Annotated in this window: 26 protein-coding genes; 5 read left to right on the forward strand and 21 right to left on the reverse strand. The window is 65.6% G+C overall.

Going from position 1 to position 24,570, the window contains the following annotated elements; all coding sequences use genetic code 11:
• The 5 genes from AUP43_RS15870 to AUP43_RS19490 are packed head-to-tail and all read right to left on the reverse strand — an operon-like array spanning window position 1 to window position 6,328.
• Entirely contained in the window at window positions 1-2,085 is a 2,085-nt protein-coding gene (locus tag AUP43_RS15870) for a prohead protease/major capsid protein fusion protein (protein ID WP_067559372.1), read from the reverse strand.
• Window positions 2,086-2,098: 13 nt separating this feature from the next.
• A complete protein-coding gene (locus AUP43_RS15875) occupies window positions 2,099-3,613 on the reverse strand; it encodes a phage portal protein (RefSeq protein ID WP_067559291.1) in 1,515 nt (504 codons plus the stop codon).
• Window positions 3,613-3,819, reverse strand: a complete 207-nt coding sequence (locus AUP43_RS15880; RefSeq protein ID WP_067559294.1) for a phage head-tail joining protein — start codon at window positions 3,817-3,819, stop codon at window positions 3,613-3,615. Before AUP43_RS15880 ends, AUP43_RS15875 begins: the two co-directional genes overlap by 1 nt.
• A complete protein-coding gene (locus tag AUP43_RS15885) occupies window positions 3,820-5,814 on the reverse strand; it encodes a phage terminase large subunit family protein (protein ID WP_067559297.1) in 1,995 nt (664 codons plus the stop codon).
• A complete protein-coding gene (locus tag AUP43_RS19490) occupies window positions 5,765-6,328 on the reverse strand; it encodes a hypothetical protein (RefSeq protein WP_067559299.1) in 564 nt (187 codons plus the stop codon). The genes AUP43_RS15885 and AUP43_RS19490 overlap by 50 nt, the downstream gene beginning before the upstream one ends.
• A gap of 111 nt (window positions 6,329-6,439) precedes the next feature.
• On the opposite strand from AUP43_RS19490, the gene AUP43_RS15895 reads away from it, so the two are divergent.
• The 3 genes from AUP43_RS15895 (at window position 6,440) to AUP43_RS15905 (ending at window position 8,287) form a co-directional block, all read left to right on the forward strand.
• On the forward strand, window positions 6,440-6,712 hold the full coding sequence (locus AUP43_RS15895; protein WP_067559302.1) for a hypothetical protein: 273 nt from the start codon (window positions 6,440-6,442) through the stop codon (window positions 6,710-6,712).
• A gap of 94 nt (window positions 6,713-6,806) precedes the next feature.
• Window positions 6,807-7,391 (forward strand): DUF3489 domain-containing protein, encoded by a 585-nt coding sequence (locus AUP43_RS15900; protein WP_067559304.1) that lies wholly within the window; start codon window positions 6,807-6,809, stop codon window positions 7,389-7,391.
• 50 nt (window positions 7,392-7,441) lie between these two features.
• Window positions 7,442-8,287: a DUF429 domain-containing protein gene (locus AUP43_RS15905; protein WP_067559307.1), complete on the forward strand. Its 846-nt coding sequence runs from the start codon at window positions 7,442-7,444 to the stop codon at window positions 8,285-8,287.
• On the opposite strand, the gene AUP43_RS15910 is transcribed toward AUP43_RS15905, so the two are convergent.
• From AUP43_RS15910 to AUP43_RS15980, 16 genes are all read right to left on the reverse strand, one after another.
• Complete coding sequence (locus tag AUP43_RS15910) at window positions 8,284-8,502, reverse strand: DUF7220 family protein (RefSeq protein WP_067559310.1); 219 nt, start codon at window positions 8,500-8,502, stop codon at window positions 8,284-8,286. The genes AUP43_RS15905 and AUP43_RS15910 overlap by 4 nt on opposite strands.
• The gene (locus tag AUP43_RS15915) at window positions 8,499-9,821 is read right to left on the reverse strand and encodes a site-specific DNA-methyltransferase (protein ID WP_067559313.1); all 1,323 of its coding nucleotides are present in this window, start codon (window positions 9,819-9,821) and stop codon (window positions 8,499-8,501) included. Before AUP43_RS15915 ends, AUP43_RS15910 begins: the two co-directional genes overlap by 4 nt.
• Window positions 9,822-10,234: 413 nt before the next feature.
• Window positions 10,235-10,615 carry a DUF6362 family protein gene (locus tag AUP43_RS15920; RefSeq protein ID WP_067559316.1) on the reverse strand — a complete coding sequence of 127 codons (381 nt, stop codon included), beginning with the start codon at window positions 10,613-10,615 and terminating at the stop codon, window positions 10,235-10,237.
• Complete coding sequence (locus AUP43_RS15925; RefSeq protein ID WP_067559318.1) at window positions 10,608-10,808, reverse strand: hypothetical protein; 201 nt, start codon at window positions 10,806-10,808, stop codon at window positions 10,608-10,610. Before AUP43_RS15925 ends, AUP43_RS15920 begins: the two co-directional genes overlap by 8 nt.
• Window positions 10,805-11,344, reverse strand: coding sequence for a crossover junction endodeoxyribonuclease RuvC (locus AUP43_RS15930; protein ID WP_067559321.1), 540 nt, complete (start codon window positions 11,342-11,344; stop codon window positions 10,805-10,807). Before AUP43_RS15930 ends, AUP43_RS15925 begins: the two co-directional genes overlap by 4 nt.
• Window positions 11,345-11,685: 341 nt before the next feature.
• Complete coding sequence (locus tag AUP43_RS15935) at window positions 11,686-14,007, reverse strand: AAA family ATPase (protein ID WP_232315204.1); 2,322 nt, start codon at window positions 14,005-14,007, stop codon at window positions 11,686-11,688.
• Window positions 14,004-14,774 carry a PD-(D/E)XK nuclease family protein gene (locus AUP43_RS15940; RefSeq protein ID WP_067559327.1) on the reverse strand — a complete coding sequence of 257 codons (771 nt, stop codon included), beginning with the start codon at window positions 14,772-14,774 and terminating at the stop codon, window positions 14,004-14,006. Before AUP43_RS15940 ends, AUP43_RS15935 begins: the two co-directional genes overlap by 4 nt.
• A complete protein-coding gene (locus AUP43_RS15945) occupies window positions 14,771-14,977 on the reverse strand; it encodes a DUF6511 domain-containing protein (RefSeq protein ID WP_067559331.1) in 207 nt (68 codons plus the stop codon). Before AUP43_RS15945 ends, AUP43_RS15940 begins: the two co-directional genes overlap by 4 nt.
• A gap of 207 nt (window positions 14,978-15,184) precedes the next feature.
• Window positions 15,185-16,867, reverse strand: a complete 1,683-nt coding sequence (locus AUP43_RS15950) for a DEAD/DEAH box helicase (protein ID WP_067559334.1) — start codon at window positions 16,865-16,867, stop codon at window positions 15,185-15,187.
• A gap of 13 nt (window positions 16,868-16,880) precedes the next feature.
• A complete protein-coding gene (locus tag AUP43_RS15955; protein ID WP_067559337.1) occupies window positions 16,881-17,501 on the reverse strand; it encodes a hypothetical protein in 621 nt (206 codons plus the stop codon).
• A gap of 101 nt (window positions 17,502-17,602) precedes the next feature.
• Window positions 17,603-18,478, reverse strand: coding sequence for an ATP-binding protein (locus AUP43_RS15960; protein WP_067559341.1), 876 nt, complete (start codon window positions 18,476-18,478; stop codon window positions 17,603-17,605).
• On the reverse strand, window positions 18,478-18,813 hold the full coding sequence (locus AUP43_RS15965) for a hypothetical protein (RefSeq protein WP_067559344.1): 336 nt from the start codon (window positions 18,811-18,813) through the stop codon (window positions 18,478-18,480). Before AUP43_RS15965 ends, AUP43_RS15960 begins: the two co-directional genes overlap by 1 nt.
• Entirely contained in the window at window positions 18,813-19,007 is a 195-nt protein-coding gene (locus tag AUP43_RS15970) for a hypothetical protein (RefSeq protein WP_067559345.1), read from the reverse strand. Before AUP43_RS15970 ends, AUP43_RS15965 begins: the two co-directional genes overlap by 1 nt.
• Window positions 19,008-19,091: 84 nt before the next feature.
• A complete protein-coding gene (locus tag AUP43_RS15975; RefSeq protein ID WP_067559348.1) occupies window positions 19,092-19,814 on the reverse strand; it encodes an RNA polymerase sigma factor in 723 nt (240 codons plus the stop codon).
• Between the two features lie 98 nt (window positions 19,815-19,912).
• On the reverse strand, window positions 19,913-20,158 hold the full coding sequence (locus AUP43_RS19120; protein WP_157089390.1) for a hypothetical protein: 246 nt from the start codon (window positions 20,156-20,158) through the stop codon (window positions 19,913-19,915).
• A gap of 84 nt (window positions 20,159-20,242) precedes the next feature.
• On the reverse strand, window positions 20,243-22,438 hold the full coding sequence (locus AUP43_RS15980) for a hypothetical protein (protein ID WP_067559350.1): 2,196 nt from the start codon (window positions 22,436-22,438) through the stop codon (window positions 20,243-20,245).
• A gap of 391 nt (window positions 22,439-22,829) precedes the next feature.
• Here AUP43_RS15980 and AUP43_RS15985 point away from each other — a divergent pair, with 391 nt between their 5' ends.
• Together AUP43_RS15985 and AUP43_RS15990 are read left to right on the forward strand one after the other, a co-directional pair.
• A complete protein-coding gene (locus AUP43_RS15985; protein WP_067559353.1) occupies window positions 22,830-23,285 on the forward strand; it encodes a DUF2924 domain-containing protein in 456 nt (151 codons plus the stop codon).
• The coding region (locus AUP43_RS15990) for a recombinase family protein (RefSeq protein ID WP_067559355.1) at window positions 23,282-24,570 on the forward strand (1,289 nt) is incomplete at its 3' end. The genes AUP43_RS15985 and AUP43_RS15990, both read left to right, overlap by 4 nt.

Raw genomic sequence — 24,570 nt, forward strand, 5'->3', positions numbered from 1 at the left:
TTACGCGCCAGGATTCTTGTAGAGGCCACGCCAGTCGATGGCCTTGGCACCGAAGTCAAGGCGGCACTTGATCTCTACCCCGTCGACGTCGAAACCGTTGCGAGTCTCGATGTAGGCGCCCTGCTGGCCTTCGAGATAGGCGTACTCGATCGTGTCGATCTGGCTCGGACTGGCCGCCAGATACCAGGCCGTCTCGCTGGCCGCATCGAGACGCGGCTCGGCGATGGGCGAAAGCGTGCGGATCGATTGCGGTACCACGTTGCCGCTCTCGGCGGGAACGATGTTCTGGGCCACCAGCTGCTCGGCCTTCAGCTCCAGCGCGGCTGGCACGATCAGGAAGGCGGGGCGGATGTTGAGCACCGTCTTCCTGTCTAGCCCGGTCTGCTTGCGCATCGCCGCGCGCGCCGCGCCCACGCTGTCCACCCCGAGCGCTCCGCCAGTGCCGGCAAAGTTCTTATGATTGGCATGGAAGAGCGCCGTTCCGTCCGCCATGGCCGGATTCGATGTGACGATGTCCCAGACCACGTCGCTTTCGAGCTGGGCGATCGAGTTGCCGTACATCGCCGGAATCCGGGTGAAGGCGTCGAGATCGTCGTTGATCAGTACCTGTCGGGTGATGGCGACCACGCGCCCATAGGTCTCGATGCGGTAGCTCTCCTTGCTCTCGCCGAGGGTGCCGCGCTTGAACTCTCCACTCTCGCCGACCTTGAGGAGCTGCGGCGCCTCGCCCAGCTGGACCCGATGCATCGCCTTGAAGTCGGTGGCGAGTACCTGGCGGCAGAAGAGCGGGAAGGTTCGCGGGTAGGCCTCGTAGGCCTGGCGGAGCGTCTTGTTGGTGACCGCCGCGAGGATCTCGGGGAAGTCCGAGGTCGAGTGCAGCGCGCGGGTCGCCACCTCGTCGCGAGAGAGGCCGCGAGTGCTGGCACCCGTCGTCTCAAGACTTTCGCGGGCGAGCTCCATCAGCGTCATGCCGCGATACTCGCGTGCCGCGTCCTCGAGCGGGAAGAGCGTCGGGCTGTAGCGGTGCAGCAGCGCATTGGCGACGGCCTCGCGGCGGGTGACCGTCGCGTCGCGCCCGCCGAGCGGGATCGAGACATGGGGGAAGGTCCGGGTCTCGTCCGACTTCAAAGCGACCTGGTCGAGGATCAGCCGGCGCGCCTCGTTGATGGAAACACCGCGTCTGATCAGGTCGTCGGCGAAGCCGCGTTCGAGCTGGAGCTTGTCGACCAGGCCATGGATCGTGGAGACGCGCTCGCGCTCCTGCACACGTGCCTCGCTGACCAGAGCATCGGTGTCAACGCTCCGGCTGCGATCCTCGGCCGCCAGGCCGGTTGCGGGCTTCGTCGCGCCAGGCTTGGTCTCAGCCGCGCGGGTCTGTGTGTCGCTTGCGCGGACCTTCGGTTCGGCAGCGCCGGTCTGGTCATCAGTCATCTGGGTCTCCTCGGCCATTTCCGTGGTGTTGTTCTGATCAGCCTTTACGGCCGGGGTCTCGGTCTTGTCGGTCATTGGGGATGCTCCTTGGTCTATGGGGGCGTCCCGGCGTTGGAGGACGCAGGTCTGGTACTCGCGGTGCATGCGGAAGCCGGCGGCGGGATCGGCACCGACCGGCACCGCAGAGATCTCGAACGGGGTCCAGTCCACCGCCCGCCAGAGTTCGCGCTGGCCGTCGGGTTTCGATATCTCGAAGCGGTGGACCTGATAGCCGACGGAGACCGCGCGGATGTGCCCGGCCTCGATGTCGCGCCAGATGTCGTCGACGGCGTTGCGCTCGGAAAGCCGGATGCGGGCGATGCCCTGGCCGTTTTCGATCCGCGCCGAACCCGGCACGACAGAGCCGATCACCGCGTCGAGATCGTGCGCCTCGTGCACCTTGAGGAAGGGCGCGCCGGCGTTCAGTCGCTCGAGCCGTACATGGTCGGGCGCCATGCTGAGCTCCTCGTCATGCGGCTCGCCGAAAAGCGAGGCCCGGCGCACGCGTGCGCCGGTCGACCAGATCACTTCAACGCTGCGTGTGTTCGGGTCAAGGCTGTCCGGCGCAAGCTCCGCCGACCGGCGGAAGGCCGGTAGTTCGATCATCTGCTCCATGTTTGAATCCTCTTCAGGCTCCGTCGCCGTGCGCATCGTCCGGGTCGGTCGTGGTGTCGGCCGGCGCATTCGTTTGCGCGCTGCCGGTCTTGGTGACGCGGCGCGGATCGCTGTCGAGCACGAGGCGAAGTTCGTCGAGCCTGGCGTTCGTCGCCGCGATCTCGGCCAGCACCGCGTCAGGGTTGCGGCCCTTCCGGGCGATGGCCTCGGCGAGCGTCATGGTGCCGGAGCGGATGGCGAGCAGGTCAGCCATCGCGTCTTTCTGCGGATCTACCGCCTCAAACTTCGGCGGCGACCATTCGACCGACACGTCGGGCGTCGGGATGCGGCCTGCTGCCCACGCGGCTTCGATGAACCAGCGCCAGACCGGCTGACAGAACATCGGGATGAAAATCTGCCACTGGACGGCATCGATCATCCGTCGGAACTCCACGAGCCCCGCCCGGATCGAGGAATAATTCACCTGGGACAGATCGCCGGTCAGCAGCTCGTAGGGCACGCGGAACCCGGCCGAGACCGTGTGCAGGCTGGCGCGCTTGTACTCACCGTAGCCGCCGGCAGCGGCGGGCTGGTTGAAGCGGATGTCCTTTCCGCCGCGGGCATAGGCGATGAGTCCCGGCTCGAACTGCTCCACCCGGTTTCCGTCGACATCGACGACCGCGGGCGCGATGCCCTGCTGGGCCTCCTCTTCGCCGAAAACGATGGCGGTGACGCAGGCCTCGGTCTTCTTGCGCACGATCTCGGCCACCTCGTAGTCGTCGAGATCGCGCAAGGCCCGGATCACCGGTGCGCCCCAGGGCACGCCGCGCGCCTGCGTGCGTTGTTTCTCGTAGACATGAGCGATCTCGGATGCCGGTACCGCCCGGCTGGTGACCCCGCCCGTGAGACCGAGCATCGCATCGCCCGGATGGGCGCCGAATAGCCAGTATGCGCGGCGCCGGCCAAGAGCGTCGAACTCGACCCCCTGGACTGCCTGGCCCGACCCAAGCGCTCCGTTGCGCGTGGTATCGAGGAAATCCGCCTCCAGCAGCTGCAGCTGCACGGGCGGCATGACGCCGTCGCCGATGCGTCGCGAGCGGCGGCGGACCAGAATCTCGCCGGCCTCGACCATCTCACGGCAGGCGAGGGTCTGAAGGCCGTAGAAGTCGAGCTGGCCGTCGGCATCGCAGGCTTGCGCCCAGATCTCGAACAGCCGATCGACTTCACGATCGAGCGCATCATCACCACTTGCGGCGCGTGGCATGATGCCGGCGCCGACGATGTTGTTGACGAGCACCGAGACCGCCTTGGCGGCATGCGGGTTGTTGCGCACAAGGTCCCGCATCCGGTCGCGGAGCAGCGCGCCCGCGCGGCCGATCTCGGCGTCCGCCGAGGAGCCCGGTGCATGCCAGCCATCGGTGCGCCGCCCGCGGGCCGCGCCCTCGTAGGAGCGAGCGAGCCCTTCGAACGCCTGCCGTGCGAGCACGCGCCGTGTCGCCGCCCGCGGCGCCACCGCCGCAATGGCCCGGTCGAACCATGACACCGACATCAGCGGTCTCCGCGCGAGAAGCCGGCAAAGCCTGCGATCGGGCGCTCGGTTGTTCCGGCAATCAAGCGTTCGATGGTCCGGATTCGCCCGAGCAGATCCTCGGCCGAACCGTACTCGACGGACTTGCCATCATAGCTCACCCGGGTCGTTCCACTCGCATAGGCGCGCCGGAGCGCCGCGAGTTCTGCTTCGGTCCAATCGGCCATCTAGAACCATCCTTCCTGCCGCCCGAGCCAGTCAGAGCGACGCTTGCCGTGTGCGCCGGAAGCCGGACGTCCGATCATGCCGGCAGGCGCGTCCGTGCCGGTGGGGACGCCGACCTGCGCTTCCAGATCAGCCCATGTCGCCTCGGACCAGCGATCCGCGCCCGCGATCCAGGCGGCGGCGCGGGCGTAGATCCGGCAGTCCAGCGCCTCGTTGCGCTCTCGGAGCTTCTGCCATTCGAGCTTCGCGAAGCCGCGACGGTTGCGGACCGTCACCAGCTGCTCGGCCGTCAGTTGGCGGAGCCACTCGGTGTCGACCCAACCAGGCAGATGCACCGTACCGGGCGCGAACGCCGCACCGTCTCCAAGTTCTTCCATTGTCGGCCAGCCCAGCCGCAGGAAGCGGTAGGTCTCGGCCTTGAAGGTCGATGTGGCGACCGTCCACAGACGCGCGCCCCGACGTAGCCGCTTCCCTCCTGCGGTAGCGTCCACGAAGGTCGGGCCCGAGACCGGGCTCGACCGGTTGAAGCCTTCTAGCCCCTTGACCGGGGCGACCTGCGTAAAGCCGGCCGAGCGCGCCCAGCCATAGACCGCCGCCGCCTCGTACCCGGTGTCGATGGCAAGCCGTGCAAGGCCCAGATCCGCCCCGCCCGCATGCCGCCAGATGCGGCCCAGCAGATCGGTCAATGAGTCCCAGCTTTCCGGGTGTGCCGGTCCGCCTTCGATCACAACATGATCGACGAGCCAGCTTTCCAGCCCGCGGCCCCAGGCCCAGACATCGACCTCGATCCGGTCCTTCTGCACGTCGGCGCCTGCGGTCAGGAACAGCCCTCCCGCCGGGACCGTGCCGGCCGGCCAGTCCTCCCGCCGCTCGGCGATCCGCTGCCAGTCCGGCGCGTCGCCGGTCTCGATCCAGGTCTCGCCGAGCACGGTGTTGCGGAACACCCGCTCGGCCTCATCCGAGCCTGCCGCTACCTCCTTATCGCGCGCGATATCGGCCCAGCTCTTCCACCCCGGCGGCGAATAGAGTGCCGAGAGATGAAACCCCACCGTTCGCGCATCGCGAGGCTCGGCAGTGGCCCGCCATTCGCCTGCGGCCAACATCGCGGGCTTGTGGTGCTCAGCGATCGGCTTCTCGCAAGCATCGCAGTGATAGGCCGTGGTCTCCGGCTTGCCCCTGTCCCAGCGCAGCCGCTCGAACCGCAGCCACTGCATCGCAGCGCAATGCGGGCACGGCACGAAGAACCGCCGCTGATCGCTCGCCTCGTATTCCCGCTCGATCCGGCTCACCCCGCGGATCGTCGGGGTCGAGACCAGGAACACCTTGCGCCGATGCGCGAAGGTCAGCGAGCGCGCCTCGGCAAGACCTACCGGGTCGCCTTCCTCATCGGCCGAAGCCGGGTAGGCATCCACCTCGTCGAGGAAGACGTAGCGCGCCGGCATCGAGCGCAGCCCCACGGCCGAGTTGGCGCCGGTCAGCACCAGAACGCCGCCTGGAAAATCCTTGGACAGCTGTGTGTTGCCACTGTCGCGCGCCCGCGCCGGGCGGACGCGATCCCGCAGCGCCGGGCTCTCCTCGATCAGCGGATCGATGCGCTGGCGCGAGTTGCGCTTGGCCAGTTCCACCGTCGGCTGGACCGCGAGCATCGGTCCCGGCGCGTGATGCACCACGAAGCCGATCCAGTTGTTACCGGCCTCCGTGGCGCCCACCTGCGCGGCCTTCATGAACACGACCCGCTGCGCCGGATGGCTCGGCGAGAGCGCGTCCATGATCGCGCGCATGTAGGGCGTGCGCCCGGTCCGGTACCGGCCGGGCTCGGCGCTCGCGCGCGAGCTCAGCCAGCGATGCGCATCCGACCATTCCGAAACGGTCAGCCAGGGATCGGGCGTGAGCCCGCGTCCCCAGGCCCGGAGCAGATCTTCAGCGCCGTCGAACCGCGTGACCTCGTCAGAAGGCGATTCGGGGCTGGACGAGTTCCTCGAGATGGGCGCGGACATGGGCCTCCAGAACCTTCTGCATGGCCGCTGTCTCCACCCCCAGCTCCGCCGCCATCAGCGCGGCGACCCGCGCCGGCCAGTTGACCCACGCGTCGCGTTCCTCGCGCGCGAGCCGGAAGACCAGCGCCGTGGCGCGGTCGCGGTCAACGAGCTCGCCCTTCAGCCTGGCCAGCCGGATACGCCGCTCCTGCGCCTTCAGCACCTCATGCGCCGTCTTCGCCTGCAGGAAGGTCGTGCCACCGCCCGTCACGGGCGCATTCATTCCCTGTTCCTTGAGCGTGTCGCCCACTGCCGAGACCGCCGCCTCCGGCACCGGTTTCATTCCGGATTTCGCCGCGCCCTTCGGCCGGCTCTTCGACGGATCGGTGGTTCCGGCACGCCTGGCATCGCTCGCCGCCGCATCGATCGAGCCGTCGGCATGCAGGACCAACCGGCCGGTGGCCTTCGCCTTCTGGATCGCGCCCCGCGACAGCCCGACATGGGCGGCGTACTGGCGCTCGCTCAGGCCCTGCATTGGAAACCATGATTATGCTTCAGAATCATGTGCTTATTGAGTTGATAAGCAAACCGGACAGAGCGAACGTGGTTTTCAGAGAAACGCTGAAACCGGACACGAGAAACCACCATGATGACCAGCATCAACCCGCTCACCACCCCGCGCCACCAGATCCGCGACGAGAAGGATCAGCGGAACAGGGAAGCCGCCCTCAACGCCTTCATCGGCAAGAAGGCCGAGATTGACGAGATGCTCACCCGGCTGCAGGCGCTGAGCGAGGACCACTTCAACGCCCACCCCGACGAGATCAACTGGAGCAACGTCGGCACCCTCGAACATTACGCCAGCCTCCTGAAGCGCATCACCGACAGCGCATTCCGCGAGGGCGAACACGCCAAGTGAACTCCGGCCCAGCCGGAACTCCCGCCGCGCGCCCTGCGCGGCTCGGGGTCGTAGAAGGCTCGCGACGGTCGCAGCCCGAACAAGGAGACCCCAGATGACCAAGCTTTCCGACACTCAGCTCGTGATCCTCAGCGCCGCCGCGCAGCGCGATGACCGCAACGCCCTGCCGCTCCCGGGCTCGCTCCGAGGCGGCGCAGCCGCCAAGGTAGCCGGCGCGCTCATCTCCCGCGGGCTGATCGCCGAGACGGTGACCGAAAGCCAGACCAAGGCCGATCCGGCGCTCAACCGCTTCTGGCGCAACGACGAGGACGGCCGCGCCACCCTCCTGCAAATTACGGAAGCAGGCCTTGCCGCCATCGGGATTGAGACGGAAGATACCGGCAGCACGCCCACGGACGCGACCCAGACGCCGGCCAACAACGCCGCACCTGACGCCGCCGGATCCACGATACCCGCGCCCAAGGCGCGGACAGCGCGCGAGGGCACCAAGCAGGCGCTGCTGATCGAGATGCTCCGTGCCGAGAACGGTGCGACCATCGCCGAGATCGTCGAAGCCACAGGCTGGCAACCGCACACGGTGCGGGGCGCGATGGCGGGGGGGCTGAAGAAGCGCCTCGGTCTTGCGATCACGTCGGACAAGGTCGAAGGTAGAGGAAGGGTCTACAAGCTGACCAACTAAAAACCTGCATCCCCTGCAGGCTTTGACTATGCTGCTTTGCGGAGGATCACATGGATTTCCTGAAGCCGCAAAGCAGCGCAGTCATTTTCGGCTTCGACTCGGCGTGGACAGATGCTCCGAAGGCACCGGGCGCGATCTGCGCTGTCGCTTTTGATGACCAGGGCCAAGTCCAGTTCCACGAACCTCGGCTAGTTTCATTCGCGGGGGCTCGTACTTTCATTGATGCGCTCCGCAAGGATTTCGCTGTCAGTCTTGTTGCACTCGATCAGCCAACTGTCGTGCCCAATATCTCCGGCAGTCGTCCGGTCGACAAAGTTGCTGCGTCCCTGATCTCGTTCATCGGCGGAGGCGTTCAGCCGGCCAACCGCAGCAAAATCGGCATGTTCTGCGACGATGCGCCGATATGGTCGTTCCTCTCCGACCTCGATGCGACGGAGGATCCGGTTCAAGCGCGCACGGCACCTGCCGGGCACTTCCTCATCGAAGTTTTTCCGGCATTGGCTCTACCCGCTTTCGAGGACGGCTTTGCTGAGCGGCTTCGTGCACCGAAGTACAATCCAAAGAACGTGAAGAAATTTCGCATTGATGACTGGAAGGCGGTGACGCGTGTTACCCAGCTAAACGGAGAACGCTTAGGGGTAAGCGGCCTTGCCGACTGGGCTCGCCACATGCATGACGTCGCCAGACCTCGGAAGTCCGACCAGGACAAGCTTGATGCAGTCATATGCGCGCTGATCGGATTGACCTGGCGAGCGGATCACGCGGCGCGTTCAATCATGTTGGGCGATGTTAAGAATGGTTACATGATAACCCCGATCTCAGAGTCGACGCGTCCGAGGCTCGAACAAGCAGCAATACGACACCGTGTGCCAATAATGCTGATGCTCCAAGCCTAGCATCTCAACCGGATTGCCTCGAACAGCCGACGTAACGCGAACGATCGCGCGATGCTCACCACGGTGAACACCGCCCCCATCTTCAGATTCTGTACCAGCGTCGTCTGCAGCCCGAAGACCGGGAAGATCAGGATCTGGGTGACGACGGCAACGCCGAAGCCCACGGCGACGTTCGCGACGGCCTCGACGAGCGACATGATACGCGACTGCTTCATGCGGCGTCTGCCGCATCGGATTCACCCAGCCTCTCCTCGCGCGCCTCGGAGAAAGTCCGACCGTCGCCATCGAGGATGGCATCGCGGCCGGTCGCGGCCTGCCAACGTTCCACGGCGACATCGATATAGGCCGGGCTGATCTCCATCGCATAGACGCGACGGCCATTGGCTTCGCCGGCCATGATCTGCGACCCCGAACCGGAAAAAGGCTCGTAACAAAGCCCGCCGCGCGCCACATGCTGGCGCATCGGGATGCCGAACACATCGAGCGGTTTCGGCGTCGGGTGGTCGGGGCGGTCGTCCTTCGCGAAGCTCGGGAGCGGCCAGGTGGATGCGAGGGTCTCTTCTGCCACTTTGGGCGGGCGCTTGCCCTTCACCCAACCCATGAAGCAGGGCTCGTGCTTCCAGAGGTAGTGCGACCGGGTCAGGACGCCACGGTCCTTCACCCATATGATCTGCTGGTGGACGAAGGCGCCAGCTTTCTCCCAGCAGGCCTCGAGCATCGCCTGGCGGCGCGAGGCGTGCCAGCAATACCAGGCTGCATCCTCGGCGATGGCCTCGGCAACAGCCGCCGCGATGAAGCCGTCGTAGAGCTCCGCGCCCTGCGAACTGTCGTCCCATGACACGCCATAGGACTGCGACCAGTCCTTGTTGCGCGTGGGATGGTTCGAGCCGTCGTAGTCGACCAGATAGGGCGGGTCGGTAGCGAACAGGATGGCGCGTTCGCCATTCATCAGACGGCGCACATCGGCCGCGCTGGTGCTGTCGCCGCACAGCAATCGATGATCCCCGAGGATCCAGAGATCGCCCGTCCGCGACGCCGGGTTGCGTGGCGGCTCGGGGATGGTCACCGGCGGCACGGAGGCCCCGACGCCGCCTTCTTCACCGTCGTCTTCCGCGACGTAGGCCAGCAGCTTGTCCAACTCGCCGTCGGAGAAACCGACCAGCGAGAGTTCGAAATCCTCGGCCAGGAGGTCGTTCAGTTCCGCCGACAGCAGCGCCTCGTCCCAGGTGCCGAGTTCGGTCAGCTTGTTGTCCGCGATGCGGTAGGCCCTCCGCTGCGCCTCGGTCAGATGTCCGAGCACTATCACCGGCGCTTCGGTCAGGCCGAGCTTTGTCGCAGCGAGCACGCGCCCATGGCCCGCGATCAACTCGCCGTCATCGGCCACAAGGCACGGCACCGTCCAGCCAAACTCGGCCATGCTGGCGGCGATCTTCGTCACCTGGTCCGCCCCGTGCACCTTTGCGTTCTTCGCATAGGGCTGGAGCCTTGCCAGCGGCCACATCTCGATCGCCTCCGGGGCAAAGCTCAGCGTCATGGCGGACAAGGTTCCTTGGTCGGGTGGATACCCAGTGGCTTCTGGACTCCGGATGTCGCGCTGGACTCCACGCGGGGTCCAACGGCCAACAGCGTGTCCAGCAGAACGGTTTGTATTTATTGAGACTTGGACAGCATGCAGGTGGAACCGGCTTCCGGGTGGCTTCCCAAAAATCCGGCCCTGTCGCTGGCGATGTGCCGCGCTGAGCCCTCCCGAATACAGAGTCGCCAGGAAGGACCCGGAAACTGCCGCAGATTGACCTACGGCAGATGCTCGCTGGATGCAAAAGGTCAGAGACAATCCGCAAAGCAAAGGGGAGAGCGAGCTTCTCAGCACACTCTCCCTACAATGCCTTCAGAATAGATTGATCCTGTTGCAAGTGTCCAAGGAAAAAATGTTGCAACACATTGGACTTATTGCGCATTCAGCCGCGCCGCGATCTTGGTCAGCGCCAGCTGCCAGCGCCGCCACGCCGTGGTGCGGTCGCATCCGAGCTCGCCGCTGATCTGCTTCCACGGCACTCGGGCGGCGCGCGACCAGACCAGCCGGCGCTCCTCCTCGTTGACCCAGAGCGCCCAGTTGAAGGTCTGCTCGAGCCGGGTGATTGCTGCGGCCGAAGGACAGATACGCATCGGCTGCGGCTCCATCATCGCGATCTCGCGGTCAGTGCGCACGATGTCGGGCCATGTGTTGAAATAGCCCCGCACCTTGACAGGCGGCAGCTTTCGCAGGGTACGGAACGCCTCTTCGAAATGATCGGCTACGCAGTCGGCGGTCCATTCGCGATCAGCCATGGCGCGCCTCCTTAGCCGAGGGACGTGGGCCGTAGAGCTTCTCGCCCAGCTGCCGGACCAGTTCGCGTTCGGGCCAGGTAAGGCGGCCGTCGTCGGCCGAGACGGCGAGAACGCCTTGTTCATGCCAGCCCTCGCGCTTGACCTGCTCGGGGTCACGGCGCTGGCCACCATAGCCTTTCGGGAACCACCTCATGCGACACCTCCCTTCGTCTCGATCGCCCAGAGCAGGATGGCGATGGCATCCGCCTCGTTGTCGTCGGCCGGGTTGAAACCGCGGGCGCGAACGGCGACGACCATGGTGGCCTTATCAGCGTTGCCCTTACCGGCGGCATGGCGCTTGATCGTCCCGACAGGGACGCCCTGGTAGGAGATACCGCGCAGCTCGGCCCATCCGGTCAGCGTGGCCATGAGCCCGCCATAGATGTGGCTCGCGTCGGTGCCGACGTGGCGGCGCACCTCCTCGAACCAGATCGCGGCAATGGGTCCCGACAGCCGGTCGATCTCGGTAAGCCAGTTCGTGAAACGCAGATAACGCATCCCACCGCCGTCGAAGCGGCCGGGGCGCAGCGAGACGGTGCCGCTGGTGATTTGGCCGTCATGGCCGCGCATCGCCCAACCGGTCGTGGTGCCGAGGTCGAGCGCGAGGATGCATTGGTTGCGGCGGGCGTCGAGCGGCAGCGATTCAAACCTTGCGCCGTCGCAATTGGGGATCAGAGTCGGCTGAGCCATGATGGGTCTCCTTTGCCGGTGGCCTGTGGTGGTGGAAGACAACGGCGGTCTGGTGCTTGGCGGTACGGTGCCGCCGTCGTCGGATGGGGAAAGCACAACAGGCCGTCACGGCGGTGCGCGCGGCTGGCCCGGACGTATGGGAGGAGTGGGCAACCCTGTGGGGTGGCCCTCCCATACGTAGTATGGGGGTTTGACACCTAACTGTTCCGAGGCGTTCAAGTGGCTGAAATCATTGCGGAATAAGACTTCATGAAGTCTTCGGGCATGAGTCAGGGACCTGACTCTTATTTGCCCGTAATCTATTGATTTCATTGAGTAAACAGTTCGCGCCGTCATATGAGTCAGGCCTCACTCATATGAGTTAGGTCGTCCTCGAGCCCCTCCGGGTAGACCCAGACGGCAGGGTTTTCGACCTGCAGGCAGAGCCCGGATTGGGGGCACTTGAAGTGGCTGGGCAGGACCGGACGGGCGGTTGTGTTGACCTCGCCGGTGTCCGGATCGACCTCCTCGACGGGCGCGCCGAACTGCATGCCCTCGACGCAGAGGTAGCCGAACCGCGACCGGGTGACGGGGAAGCCGAACCCCGAGGGGTCGCGCAGGAACTTCACGAAGCCCTTGGTTGCCAGCACGCTGAGGCGCTCGCGGATCGTGTGCTTGCTGCCCAGACCGCCCCGGTTCTCGAAGGTCTCGGCGAACTGCATGGCGGTGTAGAGGCGCTCGCTGGCCGCCTCATCAAGCAGCATGCCGAGGATGACATCGTGTTTGCGCAGCCGCTCGGCATCGAGCCTGGCGCCGACCTCCTTGCGCACCAGACGCTCGTTCAGTGGGTTCAGCTCGACCCATTCGCCCTTCTCCTTGTCGATCAGCTTCCCAGGCAGCGCAGGGCCGTTCCGCAGCTCGATTTCCAGCCTGCGGACGGTGCTGTCATCGTCGGGCCGGTGCATGAGCAGCCCCGAGGTATAGAAACCGCGCAGCGCGCTTGCGCCGGAGAGCGCGAGGAAGGGATCGTCCTTGACCTGATGCCTGGTGGCCTTGCGGGTGTGGTGGGCGAGGATGACGCCCGCGTCCGGATTGACGGCATCGCGGAGAAGCTCCACCCGGTCCTTAAGGAAGAACATCATGGCGCTGTTGTCGTTTTCGCCTCCGCCCTCGGGGCCGCCATCGAACAGGTTGCGGATCGGGTCGATGACGATGATGTCGGGCAGTGCGTCGGGGAATGCGGCCCGGATCGCCTCGGCCACGCGGGCGACGCCCTCCGCGTCGAGCAGCAGCTTCAGCTTCGGCGTGGCGACGAAGGTGTCGCGCGCGGCGGCGATCACGGCGGCAGACAGCGCGATCTGCTGCATGCGCTCGCGCAGATAGTGATACTGGATCTCGGCCTGCAGGTAGAATACGCGCAGCGGCCGGGGCGGCGTGAACCCGAGGAACGGCACGCCTGCCGCCATGTGCACGAGCCAGGAGATCAGGAAGTCGCTCTTGCCGACCTTGGGCGCGCCGCCCAGCACCAGGAGCCCGCCCGGCGTCAGCACCCGCGGCCCGATGATGTCCTCCGGCATCGGACTGGTGTCGTCGAGCAGCGCGCCGAGGCTGAAGGTCTGCAGCGGGCTGGCCGGGGCGTGGACATGGGCTGCGCGCAGGAGCGGCGGACCGTTGCGCTTCACATGCAGCGCCCAGAGCCGTTCCGCTTCGGCCTGTAGCCGATCGAGCGGCCAGGACGGGCGCAGCATGGCGGTGTTGTAGCCGCAGATCGCCTCCCAGCCCGTGAAGGGGTCGAGGCGGCCCTCGTGAACCAGGCGGATGTAATGGCCGATGGCGGCGCTGGCTCCCTGGAACCGGGACCACTCATCAACCGCGCCCTCGCGCACCGGCGTGGTGAGCACCGCGTCGATGCCGGGCTTGGCCTGCGGGGCCGAGACGTCGCTGGCGAAGCCCACGCCGGGAAGCGGCGGCATCGCGGCGACTTGTTCGGCGAACTCCGCAAGGTCCGCCTCGACCGCGCGATATTCACGGATCTGCACGAGGCGTTGATGACCATGCTTGTGATAGACGGTGCCCGGCACCCGAATCGGCTGGTGTGCCGAGCGGAAATGGGTATCGCCGCCGACCTTCACGGCGATCTCGCCCCGCAGGCGGCAGAGGGTGGCCAGCTCTTCGCTCTCGGCGGGTTCGGTCAGTTTCCACCAGACATGTAGCTTCGCCGCCCCCTCGGGCGTGCGCCCGCCGCTTTCGATGATGAGCGTCGGCGGGCCGAGGTGGCGGGTGACATGGTCCAACTTCGCCGGGATGTCGCCCGCGTCGAGATCGACGACGATGGCCTGCATCTGCAACACGTCGGCGGCTCGGGCCTGACCCTGTTCGGCGACCGTGCCGGGGATGACATAGACCGCCGCCCCCTCGCGGTTCGCCCACGCGGCGAAGGTCGCGAGTTTCCCTGGTGCGGTGTCGTCGGCCGCGATCCAGATGTTGTGCGGCTTGCCGTCCCGGCCCTGACCCTTGTCGACGAAGCCGCGAAGCGGGATCAGCCCCTCGCACCAGCTGAAGACCGTGTCGAGAAAGAGGGCGATCTGCTCGGGATCGGAATCGCAGCCGAACGGGTTCTCGGATGGCGGCCCATCGTTGAAGTCCATCCACGGGTTGAAATGCAGGATGCCGTCGTCGCTCATGGCTCGAGCCTCCAGCAGCGCTCGAGCCATGAGCAGAAGCGGCACTCGAAGTAATCGGGCGTGGTGGCGACGCGCGGCAGGACTTCGCCCGCATCGGTCGCCTGCAGGATCCGGACACCGCGGTCGGACATGCGCTGCGCGAGATTGGCGTCGAAGGGGACGAGCTCGTGGTGGAGCTCGGCCGTGTCCTTGTTGATCGCGGTGAAGAGCGCGGGCGCATCCGAGAGTCCGGGGACTGTCCCCTCCATGTAGGCCTGGTAGAGCGCGATCTGGGCGGCGTAGACCGGCTTAGACTTCGTGATGCCGTCCTTCACGCAGGCGCGCCAGTTCTTCGCGTTCATCGTCTTGCATTCCCAGAGAGCGGGAACGGCGAGACCGAGGTCCTCGGGTCCGGTAGCGATGATGCCGTCGACATGACCGCGGATGCGCCCGCCGGCGACGGAGAAGCCGAACTGGCCGCCATCGGGCCGGTTGCCCCTGCGCGTGTAGAGGTCGAAGCCCGCGTCGCGCAGCCAGGCGACCGCCAGATCCTCGAGCGCGTGGCCGATAGCGAAAATGCGCAGCGACTGGCCCGAGAAGTCCTTGCCCTCGTCCTTCGGTGTCGCCGTGAACTCGAACTGCAGGGCGCGCTCGCAGGCATGGCCGAGGCGGGATCCGCCAAGGTAATCGCGGCGCGGCCGCATGGCCTGATCGGCGGTGAGCGCCCGATCCACGGCAGCATTGACCCGTTCGGCGAAGCTGGGCCGGTGATTGTAATCGAGGGTCAAAACGGCACCTCCGCCGTCTGCACCCAGGCGATGTCGGACATGGCCTCACGGAAGCCCTCGACGGCTTCCTCGATCAGCGCGCGCACCTGTGCCTCGGTCAGTTCGGACAGCGGGGTGGCCCAGCCGATCTCGTCCATCAGCAGCGCCACGCGCTGCATGGTGGCGGTGATCGCGGCGCGTTCTTCCTCGGTCAGGTCAACCATGGCGAAACCCTCCCGTGCCAAACGCGTCCAGAAGGACTGGCAGGGAATCGAGCAGAACCAGACCGGCGGCCGGGGTCGTTTCGACCGGCGCGGATCGAACCAGCCAAAACCACGGGTGGGTTGCCGGCAGACAGCACAGAGCATTCCACGCGGATACCAGAGCCGCCACCGGTCCGCGGCGATGGTGGGGGTGGCAGGTGTCATCGATCATGCCGCCCTCCGTTCGGGGCTTGCGGCCGTGTCGATCAGCTGCCGGATGGCGCGCTTGTTGAAACCGAAGGTCATCAGCGCCGAGGCGCGATAACGCGTCAGACCGAAGTCGTGCCGGCACTCGGGCGGCAGGTACTGGAGCTGTTTCTCGGTCGGCGGCTGGCGTAGCCAGGAGCGGGTCTTGAAGGCGCTCTCGTCGGTCTCGTGGGTATTCAGCCAGTCGTCGGCCTGCGCCAGGCAGACGGTGCGCTCGCCGACACCCAGCAGATGCGGACGTTCGCCCTTCGCGCCACCGATGGCATACCAGATTCCGTCCATCCAGAAGATACCACCCCAGGCTGCGAAGCCCGCCGCCATCAGCGCGTCGTCCGTGCCGAAAAGGTCGACCCAGGCGAAGCTGGACCGCTTCAGCAAGTCGATCTCGGTCATCATGAAGCCCGAGAGCGGCGCCGTGCCCCCGCCCTCGCCAACGCCCTCACGCGGGAAAACCTCGCCGCAGAGCGGGCACTCGGTGGTGGCGAGCGGAATCTCCGCCGCGCAGGCCGGGCAGGTCTTTGTCGGCGCCTCGCCGGTCTCGGCCCTGCCGTCGAGATCGACGTCCTGCTCCAGCGTGCCGTGGATCAGACTCGACGTCCCGAAATCGAGGATGATGCAGTCGGTCTTGACGATGCCGGGGTATTCCTCGGGATCGACGGTGCGCAGGCCGCGCCCGACCATCTGGATCATGGTGGACTTGTAGGAGCTGGGACGCAGCAGCACGACGCAGGATGTGGGCGGGTGGTCCCAGCCTTCGGTCAGCACAGCCACATTGACGACGACGCGGATGTCGCCCGCCGCGTAGCTGGCCAGAAGCGCTTTCCGCGTCTCGGCCTCCAGATCGCCATGGATCAGCGCGGCGGAAACGCCCGCCGCCTTGAACGCCTCGGTGACGTGTTCGGCGTGGGCGACGGTGGAGCAGAACACCACGGTCTGCCGGTCGCCTGCCTTCTCCTTCCAGTGCCGGATCACCTCGTCAGTGACCGGCGCGCGGTCCATGATGCCCGCCACCTCCGCCATGTCGAAATCCGACATCGTCCTGCGGACCGAGCGCAGCTCGTCCTGCACACCGACATCGATGACAAAGGTGCGCGGAGGAACGAGGTGACCGGAAGCAACCATCTCACCCAGTCGCACCTGGTCCGCGACATTGTCGAAGACCTCGCGCAAGCCCCTCCGGTCACCCCGGTTCGGCGTCGCCGTGACCCCGAAGACCCGCACGTCGGGATTGGCCTCGCGCACCCGGCCGATGATGCGGCGATAGCTGTCGGCGACGGCATGGTGTGCCTCATCGACGACCAGCAGGTCGAGACGCGGCATGTCGGCGAGGTTCGGGGCGCGCGCCAGCGTCGGCACCATGGCGAAGGCTACCTGGCCCTTCCAGCTCTTCTCGGTGGCGTCGATGACAGAGGTCGACATGCCCGGCACCACGCGCTGGAAGCGGGCACGGTTCTGTGCCGTCAGTTCGTCGCGGTGCGCCAGCACGCAGGCCCTGGCGCCGCTGCTGATCGTCTCGCCGGCAACCGCCGAAAGCATGACGGTCTTGCCCGCGCCCGTAGGCGCCACGCCCAGCGTATTGTCGCGGGAAGCGAGTGCAGCAACGCAGCGCTCGACGAACACCTTCTGACGGGGGCGCAGACGCATGGCTGGGTTCTCCTTACTGCGCCCAGCTCGGGCGACCGGCTGCACCTTGCACAGGCTCGATCTGGCTGGGCTGGGAGGTCGCCGCAACCTGCGGGGCGCTACCCTGCGCCGGGGCGGCAGAGAACTGAGGCGCGACCGCGCCCATCAGCGCGGCATAGTCGCGGTGATCGGGCGTGACCGCGGCACGGATCTCGTTCTTGTCTTCCCCATTGGTGTCCTGGCCGATGTCAATACGGGCGATGAAGTCGATCCCGTCGAGATCGCCGAAGCCGTTGATGCGGCGGCGCGCCTGCGCCTCAGGCGAGTTATCCTTGTCGGACACGCCGCGCGCCGAGTTGAGGATTCCGCGGATCAGGCCGCGCCCCATGTTGGCCCAGTCCGGGCCCTTGGGGCTGTACAGGCCGATGAGCGACCAGATCTTGCGCCGGGCGTATGGCCCCTCAAGCACCGTATACTCGGCGTCGAGATAGACGGCGCCGGTAGCGGCGCGGCGCGCCCAGCCGCCGGTCCAGCCCTGCGAGGCGTCGTCGTAGCCGCCGGGGCGGAGCGTCAGGCGCACCTTGGCGAGCGTGCCCTTCGGGATGACATTGGCGTTAGATTGCGCGGAGTTGAAGTCGTTCCAGGGTCCGGACATTGCGCGGCTCCTTTCAGTTGCAGGATCGGACGCGCAGCGGCGTCAGAGGGGAAAAGCCAACCCGGCGACCGGATCGGGACACCGGGCGTGGCGAGAGGCGCTCAGCCATGACTGGGCTCCTCAGCGGGCGCGGGATCGGCGGGCGTCACCGGCGGCCAGGTCAGGCGTTCGGAGGCTGGCGCCGCGGGGCGCTGGATCTTCTCCATCAGCCGGCCGAGATGCGGCGGCTCGACCATGTCGAGACGGCCGGAGCGGTCCTTGGCCGGATAGCCCCAGGGATTCAGCGTCTGGCAGACGAAGGCGCGCTGCGGCTGGCCGCCGGGGTCCGGGATGTCGGCCATGGTGATGACCTGATCGACGATTCCGGGCAGTTCGAGCCCGGTCTTCGAGCCGTCGATCTGCGGCTGGAACACCTTGCGATTGAAGTCGTCGAGCCGCTCGTCGAGGATGCCCACGAACCAGACATGCTTCCCGCGCGTGTGCTGCAGGTGGGTCAGCCAGCCGATCATCTCGCGGCCATGCAGCCCGTAGGCGCCGCGAATGTCGGGCTTGCCGGTCTTCTCCGAGAATGCCTCGGGCTGGCCACGGCACCACTGAAAGCAGAGCCGCCCAGCCACGGTGATCGAGTCGATGAAGACGGCCTCGTACTTTCCGATCACCGTCGGGTCGCCGTAGCGCCCGCAGACCTCGTCGAAATGCGCCTGGCTATAGGGCTGCTCCTCGCGCAGCGCCGGATTCGGCCCGCCGATGAACACCGCGAAATCCCGGCATTCCTTCCAGGTGCGAGGCCGGAGCGTGTCGATCTCCAGCCCCTCGACCGCCAGATCGCCGGCCTCGAGATCGAGGAAAAGCGTGGTCGAGGCGTTCAACGTCCAAAGCAGGCTGGTCTTGCCGATGCCGGACCGGCCGAAGATCACACCCTTGATGCCCTTGCGCTGCGCGAGCCGTTCGTCGGCGCCGATGATGGGAAGGGCCATCACTGGCCCTCCTTGTTCTGCACTGCTGGCGCGGCGCGGTCAGAGCCGATGCACCCCGCCTCGCGGGCGAGCTTGTAGAGCCGCTGGAGCGCGGCGGAGCGGCGATAGGCTGCAGAGCATTCCTGTTCTGCCGCGATGATTCCGAAGGCGATTTCGTCGACGGTCGCCTCCACGACCTGCAACGGCGCGCGCGCTTCACCGCCGGGCTGTTGCGCAAGGATGATGGTTTCGGGAAGATCCTCGAGCGCATGGTGCGCCTGGCGAAGACGCATGATGTCATCCGGTTGGTCCGGCATGGCTTTTCTCCCTGAGATGAAATGATCGAAAAAACCCATCACGCCGCTTTCCTCGCGTCGGGCGCGGGATCGGCGACATAGATCGCCAGCAGCGGCGTCCCATCCGCATGGGTACCGGCGTCCTCGATCTGGTAGCTGCGGTTGGGCTCGCAGACCTCGGTCAGTTCCCAGCGTCGGTAGAGCCCCGGGAGCCGCCGGAAGTCCTCAAGTGACAGGTCGGCAGTACGGTTCATGCGTGTCTGCTTTCGGTTGGAGTGAAGGCGCTCCAGGCACTCGAACTGGAAAAGCCGTCGGTGGAACCGGATCGGGACATCGGCTCAGTGGATTTCCTGAAAGGCGGCGCGCAGCCTGCGCATGGCGCGCTGGTATCGCTTGCGGGCGGCTACCTCGGTCAGACCGAGCTCGACAGCCACCTCGACCTGCGAGAAGCCCTCGATCGCCACACGGATCACCAGCAAGGCATCCGTGCCGAGCAGCTTGTGCAGATCGTTCTGCAGGTGTGTGGCTTCCGGAGCGGGCTGTCCGCCGATCAGATCGGTGCACATGTCGTCGGGTTCGACGTCGCTGGCGAGGCGTTCACGCGCCACTTCGCGCTGGCGCGCGCGGACGATGTCGCGCTCGACGTTGCGCAGGATCGTGGCCGCAATCCAGTTGACGCGGCCGAGGTCGAGGCCACGGACCGCTTCTACCGTGCGCGCCAGAAGATCGGAGGGGATCTCGTCGGCAGGACCGATCCTGCGCCAGATCGACCGGCGCCGGATGGCGTCGAGGCCGGGCCAGAGCGCCAGCAGCAAGATCGTCAGCGCGCAGTCGGACGCGGGCCCGTCGCCCTGCGCCGCCTCGACGAGGGCCGCGAGGATGAGGTTCTTCCGGCCTTGATCGCCTTGGGTGCGGTGCAGCCCATCCAGCAGGGCCGCCGGATCCCGGAACGGCACGAGCACGGCTTGATCGCGCCGTATGACATCGAAGCTACGCTGGAAGTGAAGGTTGGTGGATGAATGCATGAGATGCTCACGAATCTTGTGCCACGCGAAGGACATCGGACGCCTGCCTTGCGGCCAGGCGTCCGGCGCCTTCTGGTGGCCAAGTCAGGACGTCGCGCGTCTCTGCTGTTTCGGGGGGTAGGTGAATGCGCGCGTCAGCGCGCGGGCGCGGTCGCGTGGTTCAGCGTGCCGCAGCCGCGGCAGGTGGCCTGAACCGGAAAGCCCACGAGATACTCGTGCCCCCGCGCGAAGCGCAGGTGCATGCGGCCGTCCCGGCAGACGCCGAGCAGCTTGTCACAGCGCGTGCAGCGCCATTCCGAGTTGTGGGTGGTGGGCTTGGTCGTCGCTGCGCCGGACCAGCTCGTCTGGGCTGCCTGGCGCGGGGGGAAGGGAGTCGGCATCGAAGTGCTCCTCTGATGTGGAGCCCTTCCAATAATCAGCGGTTTGTTAGACCGTCCCGCCCGAAACCCTAGATGAACTCTAGATCACGCGGTGTCGGTCGCCTCGCCGAGACGCCAATAGCGATTGCTCGAGCCGTGCCGGATGTAAGTCGGATGAGCCTTCGCCCATGCGCCGGAAGAGAACAGCTGTCTGGGATTGTCAGACCCCATCCCGTCCATCAGCACCTTGGTCAGCCGCTGGCCTGTGCCATCGGTCGCAGCTTCAACAAGGCTTTCGAAGAGTTGGATCTGGCCCGCGCCGTCGAGCGTGAGCGGCTCGAGACCAGGGATGATGAGCGTCGCAGAGCGAGGCGTGTGTCGTACAACCTGAGCGACTTGCGCAGAGGTCGCCAGCGTTCGGTTCGCCTCGAATCGCCGGGCCATTTCCTCTCGGTCCAGATCGCCGAGGCTTCCGTCGTTCAGCAGCAGGTCGCGCAGCGCGATAACGACGTTCGGCCCGAGGAATTGCGGCGGCTCATCGGAAACGGCGAGTACGAGACCGGGGCCCGCTGTATGCCGCGACCGAAGCGCATTCTCGACATTCTCGCGGGCTTTCAGATCGGCAAGGCGGCGCGCCAGGTAAAGCGGGACCTTTCGCTCACCCAGTGCCATCGGCCCAAGCGAGACGACGAACTCGTTGATAGTTTCCATGTTCCTGATGCCGAGAGAGCCAGATATCGCCTTGAGGATAGTTTCGGCGAGCCATGCTCGATCGATCCCGTACTCGATCGCATTGGTGTCGAGACGCAATCCGTCCGCCTCCCCAAAGGAACCGGTTTGTCGAACCGTCCCTGGCTCCGGACCCGTTTGCTGCTCACTTTCGACAACCTCATCGTCATCCTCGGCGAGCCCAATCACCTGCCGCCCTTTGCGGGCAATCAATCGCGCACTCACCAGACGGGCTGGATCGACGCCCGCGGAGTTGAAGAACGCACCTGCAACAGTGTCGCTGGGCAGGTCGTACAGCGACAAAAGAAAGCCGAACCACTGAGCCCGTTCCTGATCGGTGAGCGTCCGCAGGTTCTGCGTAAGACCCCAGTGTTCGAGCAGTCGGAACCCTAGGTCCCGAAGGAACGGATCGCGCATGCTCTGCACGTCCGAACTGCTGCCATCCGAGATCGAGACCCGGAAGGTTCCCTTCTTGCCGTCTGATCGACGGGTGTAACCAATTGCGATGGCGATTTTTGTGAAGCCGAAACTCCGGATCAGGGTGGCTGAATTGGCGACGTATTTCCGGACAACGTCCTCCATCGTGTCTTCTATGGTCACCTTGATGTTCAGCCGCCGGCCCCACGAGCCGAGGCGCACCTCGGCCTCGACTACCGCCGCCAGCGTGATCTCGACATCGTCGAAATCTGGGCGATCCAGATCGAAGGAGGACCTGAAGCGTTCGAGGTTAAACTCTCGGCGGGTCAGCGGCTTGGCCGAAGGCGGGCGCCCTAGAACGACCTCCGCGAAGACTTTGGAGGTTTTTTCGCGAACCTCGCCGCTGGCAGATGCAACCTCGATTTTCTTCAGCTTGGGCGTGTAGATTAGGACAGCCTCGTGTGATGGCCTGTAGTAGTGGACAGTCCAGCCCCCTTCCTCGCGATGATTGTCGATGCTCGACAGGGGCCCGGGATGGCGCAGGGCGACCATGAAGGACGGCGGGTAGTTGGCGGTCTCGGGCAATTCGAGGACGGACGCGGTGACCTTGCCTTTCAGTCCCAGAGCTTCCTGAACAGCGTCACAGAGCTTCTCGTCAGGGATTCCGTCTGTGTCGGCAACAGAAGCGTGGTCGAAGTCCACCTCGCAGCATGTGTAGTACGTCCGCCGTTCTCGATAGCGCCGCGCGGCATAGAAGCTCTGGGCGTCGTGAAAGTGCATCGGGAAGACCGTGCGCATCCAGATGCTCTTACACAGCAGGTCAGGCTGTGACTCAAACTGGTCGTAGTCGACATTCTGCAGCCGTTGGCCCGCAACCGTTTCGAGTGAGGTCGCTCCCTTGTCCTGGCCCATGTCGAGCAGAGCGCCAGCGATGCCTTCAAGTAGCCCGATGATTTCCTTGTCCTCCGAACGCAGGTACGCACTCAGCGCTGCCTTGCCTTGATCATCGGTCGTGCCCTCAGTGATTTCCGGCGGAGCGAGAAGAGTGTCGTCGGGCCGTTTGAAGCTGGCGAGAAACTGCCGGACCAGCGCAGCCGGGGCGCCCTGAAGGATACTCCCGAGGTTCGGTCCGAATTCGCTCTTCCTCCGCGCCATGAACTCACCTCACTGCACTACTGCTCTCGATTGATTCAACCTGAGATAATCATGGACAAATCCCTGATCAGCAAGCCCTGATGTTCTCTTCCTGTTCGCATTTCCGCATCCCGTTCCGCTGAGATGTCCCATCCCGGGCGGCCGGGTGGCTTTTGATCGGTAACGACACCATCGAGAATAGCGACCGAGACATGAAGCGCCCGAACCCGCTCCCTCCCGACCAGATGACGCCCGCAGAGCGCCGCAATGAGCTGTGCGCCTTGCTGGCGCTCGGGCTGGTTCGATTGCGGATGCGGGAGACGGACGAAGTATCTGACGCGACTGGAGAAAGTTGCCTACACTATCCTCTCGACCAATGCCGTCATGCAACTCCAACTCATCGGAGAAATGCATGAACAAGCCTGATCCCATCCCCGCGCGCCTAGCCGCGCTCAAGACCACGTCGACGCCCGACCTGAAGAAACAGTGGCGCGACCTGTTCGACAGCGAGCCGCCGCCGTTCAATCGCCGCTATCTCGAAAGCCGCATCGCCTATCGCATCCAGGAATTCGCCTATGGCGGGCTGAAACCGGAGACGATCCGGCGGCTGGAACGGCTCGGCGAGGAACTGGACGGAGGCGACAAAAAGAAGCGCGGCATGCGTCTCGACCGCGACCGCCCGATCACCGGCACCCGGCTGATCCGCGAGTGGCAGGGTGTCGAGCACATCGTCACGGTTACAGCCGACGGTTACGAATGGCAGGCTCGTCCCTACCAGTCGCTTTCCGCGATTGCCCGTGCCATCACAGGCACCCGCTGGAATGGCTGGGTATTCTTCGGCTTCAAGAACCATAGGCGGCGGACATGACAAGGGCGCCGGAAAAACCAAAGATCCTCCGCAAGCTGCGCTGCGCGGTCTACACCCGAAAATCCTCGGAGGAGGGTCTTGAGCAGGAGTTCAACAGCCTGCACGCCCAGCGCGAGGCCTGCGAAGCGTACATCGCCAGCCAGCGCTCCGAGGGCTGGGTACTGGTCCGTGATCGTTATGACGACGGCGGTATCTCGGGCGGCACGCTGGAACGCCCTGGCCTGGAACGCCTGCTGGCCGACATCGAAGACGGGTTGATCGACGTCGTGGTAGTTTACAAGATCGACCGCCTCAGCCGCTCGCTGGCGGATTTTGCGAAGCTGGTCGAAGTATTCGACCGCAACGGTGTAACCTTCGTCTCGGTCACGCAATCCTTCAACACCACTACGTCGATGGGCCGCCTGACGCTGAACATCCTGCTGAGCTTCGCCCAGTTCGAGCGCGAGGTCACCGCCGAGCGCATCCGAGACAAGGTGGCCGCCAGCCGGAAGAAGGGAATGTGGATGGGCGGCGTCCCGCCCTATGGCTACCGGGTCGAGAACCGGAAGCTGGTACCGGACGACGAGCGCGCCGAACATGTCCGCTGGATATTCGCGCGGTTTCTTGAGATCGGTTCGGGCACCGAACTGGCGCGCGAGGTCGCGACGCGCAATATGCGCACGCCCCGTGGGAACAGCGTCGACAAGAAACATATTTACCGGATGCTGAACAACCGCGCCTACATCGGCGAGGCGGTTCACAAAGGTGACAGCTATCCCGGTGAGCACGATGCCATCATCGATCGCAAGACATGGGACCGCGTCCGCACCATTCTGCAGGAAAGCCCCCGCAGGCGCGCCGCTCGGAGCCGCGCCAATACACCGGCACTGCTGAAAGGCCTACTTTACGGCCCCGATGGCGCAGCCTTTTCTGCCACTCACACCCGAAGGGCCGGCAAGCTATACCGCTATTATGTCAGCCAGACGGTGCTGAAACATGGTGCCGGGTCCTGCCCCGTGGCCCGCGTTCCCGCTGGAGAGATAGAGGCCGTCGTCATCGACCAGCTCCGCGCCGTACTCCGCCAGCCGGAGATCATCGCAGGAACGTGGAAAGTCGCGCGTACACATGCCGGCGACATTGCCGAAGCCGACGCCCGCACGGCGCTGCAGCAAATGGACCTGGTATGGGACAAACTCTTCCCCGCCGAGCAGGCGCGCATCGTGGCGCTGCTGTTGGAACGCGTGGACATCGGCACGGACGGGCTGAACGTCAGGCTCCGCGTGGACGGCCTCGGCGGCCTTGCGCG

The sequence above is a fragment of the Oceanibaculum pacificum genome, assembly GCF_001618175.1.
Taxonomy (GTDB): Bacteria; Pseudomonadota; Alphaproteobacteria; order Oceanibaculales; family Oceanibaculaceae; genus Oceanibaculum; species Oceanibaculum pacificum.

Coding starts and splice junctions, on each gene's coding strand:
- AUP43_RS15870 (WP_067559372.1), bottom strand. CDS start 2,085: ATGGAGCAGATGATCGAACTACCGGCCTTCCGCCGGTCGGCGGAGCTT.
- AUP43_RS15875 (WP_067559291.1), bottom strand. CDS start 3,613: ATGTCGGTGTCATGGTTCGACCGGGCCATTGCGGCGGTGGCGCCGCGG.
- AUP43_RS15880 (WP_067559294.1), bottom strand. CDS start 3,819: ATGGCCGATTGGACCGAAGCAGAACTCGCGGCGCTCCGGCGCGCCTAT.
- AUP43_RS15885 (WP_067559297.1), bottom strand. CDS start 5,814: ATGTCCGCGCCCATCTCGAGGAACTCGTCCAGCCCCGAATCGCCTTCT.
- AUP43_RS19490 (WP_067559299.1), bottom strand. CDS start 6,328: ATGCAGGGCCTGAGCGAGCGCCAGTACGCCGCCCATGTCGGGCTGTCG.
- AUP43_RS15895 (WP_067559302.1), top strand. CDS start 6,440: ATGATGACCAGCATCAACCCGCTCACCACCCCGCGCCACCAGATCCGC.
- AUP43_RS15900 (WP_067559304.1), top strand. CDS start 6,807: ATGACCAAGCTTTCCGACACTCAGCTCGTGATCCTCAGCGCCGCCGCG.
- AUP43_RS15905 (WP_067559307.1), top strand. CDS start 7,442: ATGGATTTCCTGAAGCCGCAAAGCAGCGCAGTCATTTTCGGCTTCGAC.
- AUP43_RS15910 (WP_067559310.1), bottom strand. CDS start 8,502: ATGAAGCAGTCGCGTATCATGTCGCTCGTCGAGGCCGTCGCGAACGTC.
- AUP43_RS15915 (WP_067559313.1), bottom strand. CDS start 9,821: ATGACGCTGAGCTTTGCCCCGGAGGCGATCGAGATGTGGCCGCTGGCA.
- AUP43_RS15920 (WP_067559316.1), bottom strand. CDS start 10,615: ATGGCTGATCGCGAATGGACCGCCGACTGCGTAGCCGATCATTTCGAA.
- AUP43_RS15925 (WP_067559318.1), bottom strand. CDS start 10,808: ATGAGGTGGTTCCCGAAAGGCTATGGTGGCCAGCGCCGTGACCCCGAG.
- AUP43_RS15930 (WP_067559321.1), bottom strand. CDS start 11,344: ATGGCTCAGCCGACTCTGATCCCCAATTGCGACGGCGCAAGGTTTGAA.
- AUP43_RS15935 (WP_232315204.1), bottom strand. CDS start 14,007: ATGAGCGACGACGGCATCCTGCATTTCAACCCGTGGATGGACTTCAAC.
- AUP43_RS15945 (WP_067559331.1), bottom strand. CDS start 14,977: ATGGTTGACCTGACCGAGGAAGAACGCGCCGCGATCACCGCCACCATG.
- AUP43_RS15950 (WP_067559334.1), bottom strand. CDS start 16,867: ATGCGTCTGCGCCCCCGTCAGAAGGTGTTCGTCGAGCGCTGCGTTGCT.
- AUP43_RS15955 (WP_067559337.1), bottom strand. CDS start 17,501: ATGTCCGGACCCTGGAACGACTTCAACTCCGCGCAATCTAACGCCAAT.
- AUP43_RS15960 (WP_067559341.1), bottom strand. CDS start 18,478: ATGGCCCTTCCCATCATCGGCGCCGACGAACGGCTCGCGCAGCGCAAG.
- AUP43_RS15965 (WP_067559344.1), bottom strand. CDS start 18,813: ATGGGTTTTTTCGATCATTTCATCTCAGGGAGAAAAGCCATGCCGGAC.
- AUP43_RS15970 (WP_067559345.1), bottom strand. CDS start 19,007: ATGAACCGTACTGCCGACCTGTCACTTGAGGACTTCCGGCGGCTCCCG.
- AUP43_RS15975 (WP_067559348.1), bottom strand. CDS start 19,814: ATGTCCTTCGCGTGGCACAAGATTCGTGAGCATCTCATGCATTCATCC.
- AUP43_RS19120 (WP_157089390.1), bottom strand. CDS start 20,158: ATGCCGACTCCCTTCCCCCCGCGCCAGGCAGCCCAGACGAGCTGGTCC.
- AUP43_RS15980 (WP_067559350.1), bottom strand. CDS start 22,438: ATGGCGCGGAGGAAGAGCGAATTCGGACCGAACCTCGGGAGTATCCTT.
- AUP43_RS15985 (WP_067559353.1), top strand. CDS start 22,830: ATGAACAAGCCTGATCCCATCCCCGCGCGCCTAGCCGCGCTCAAGACC.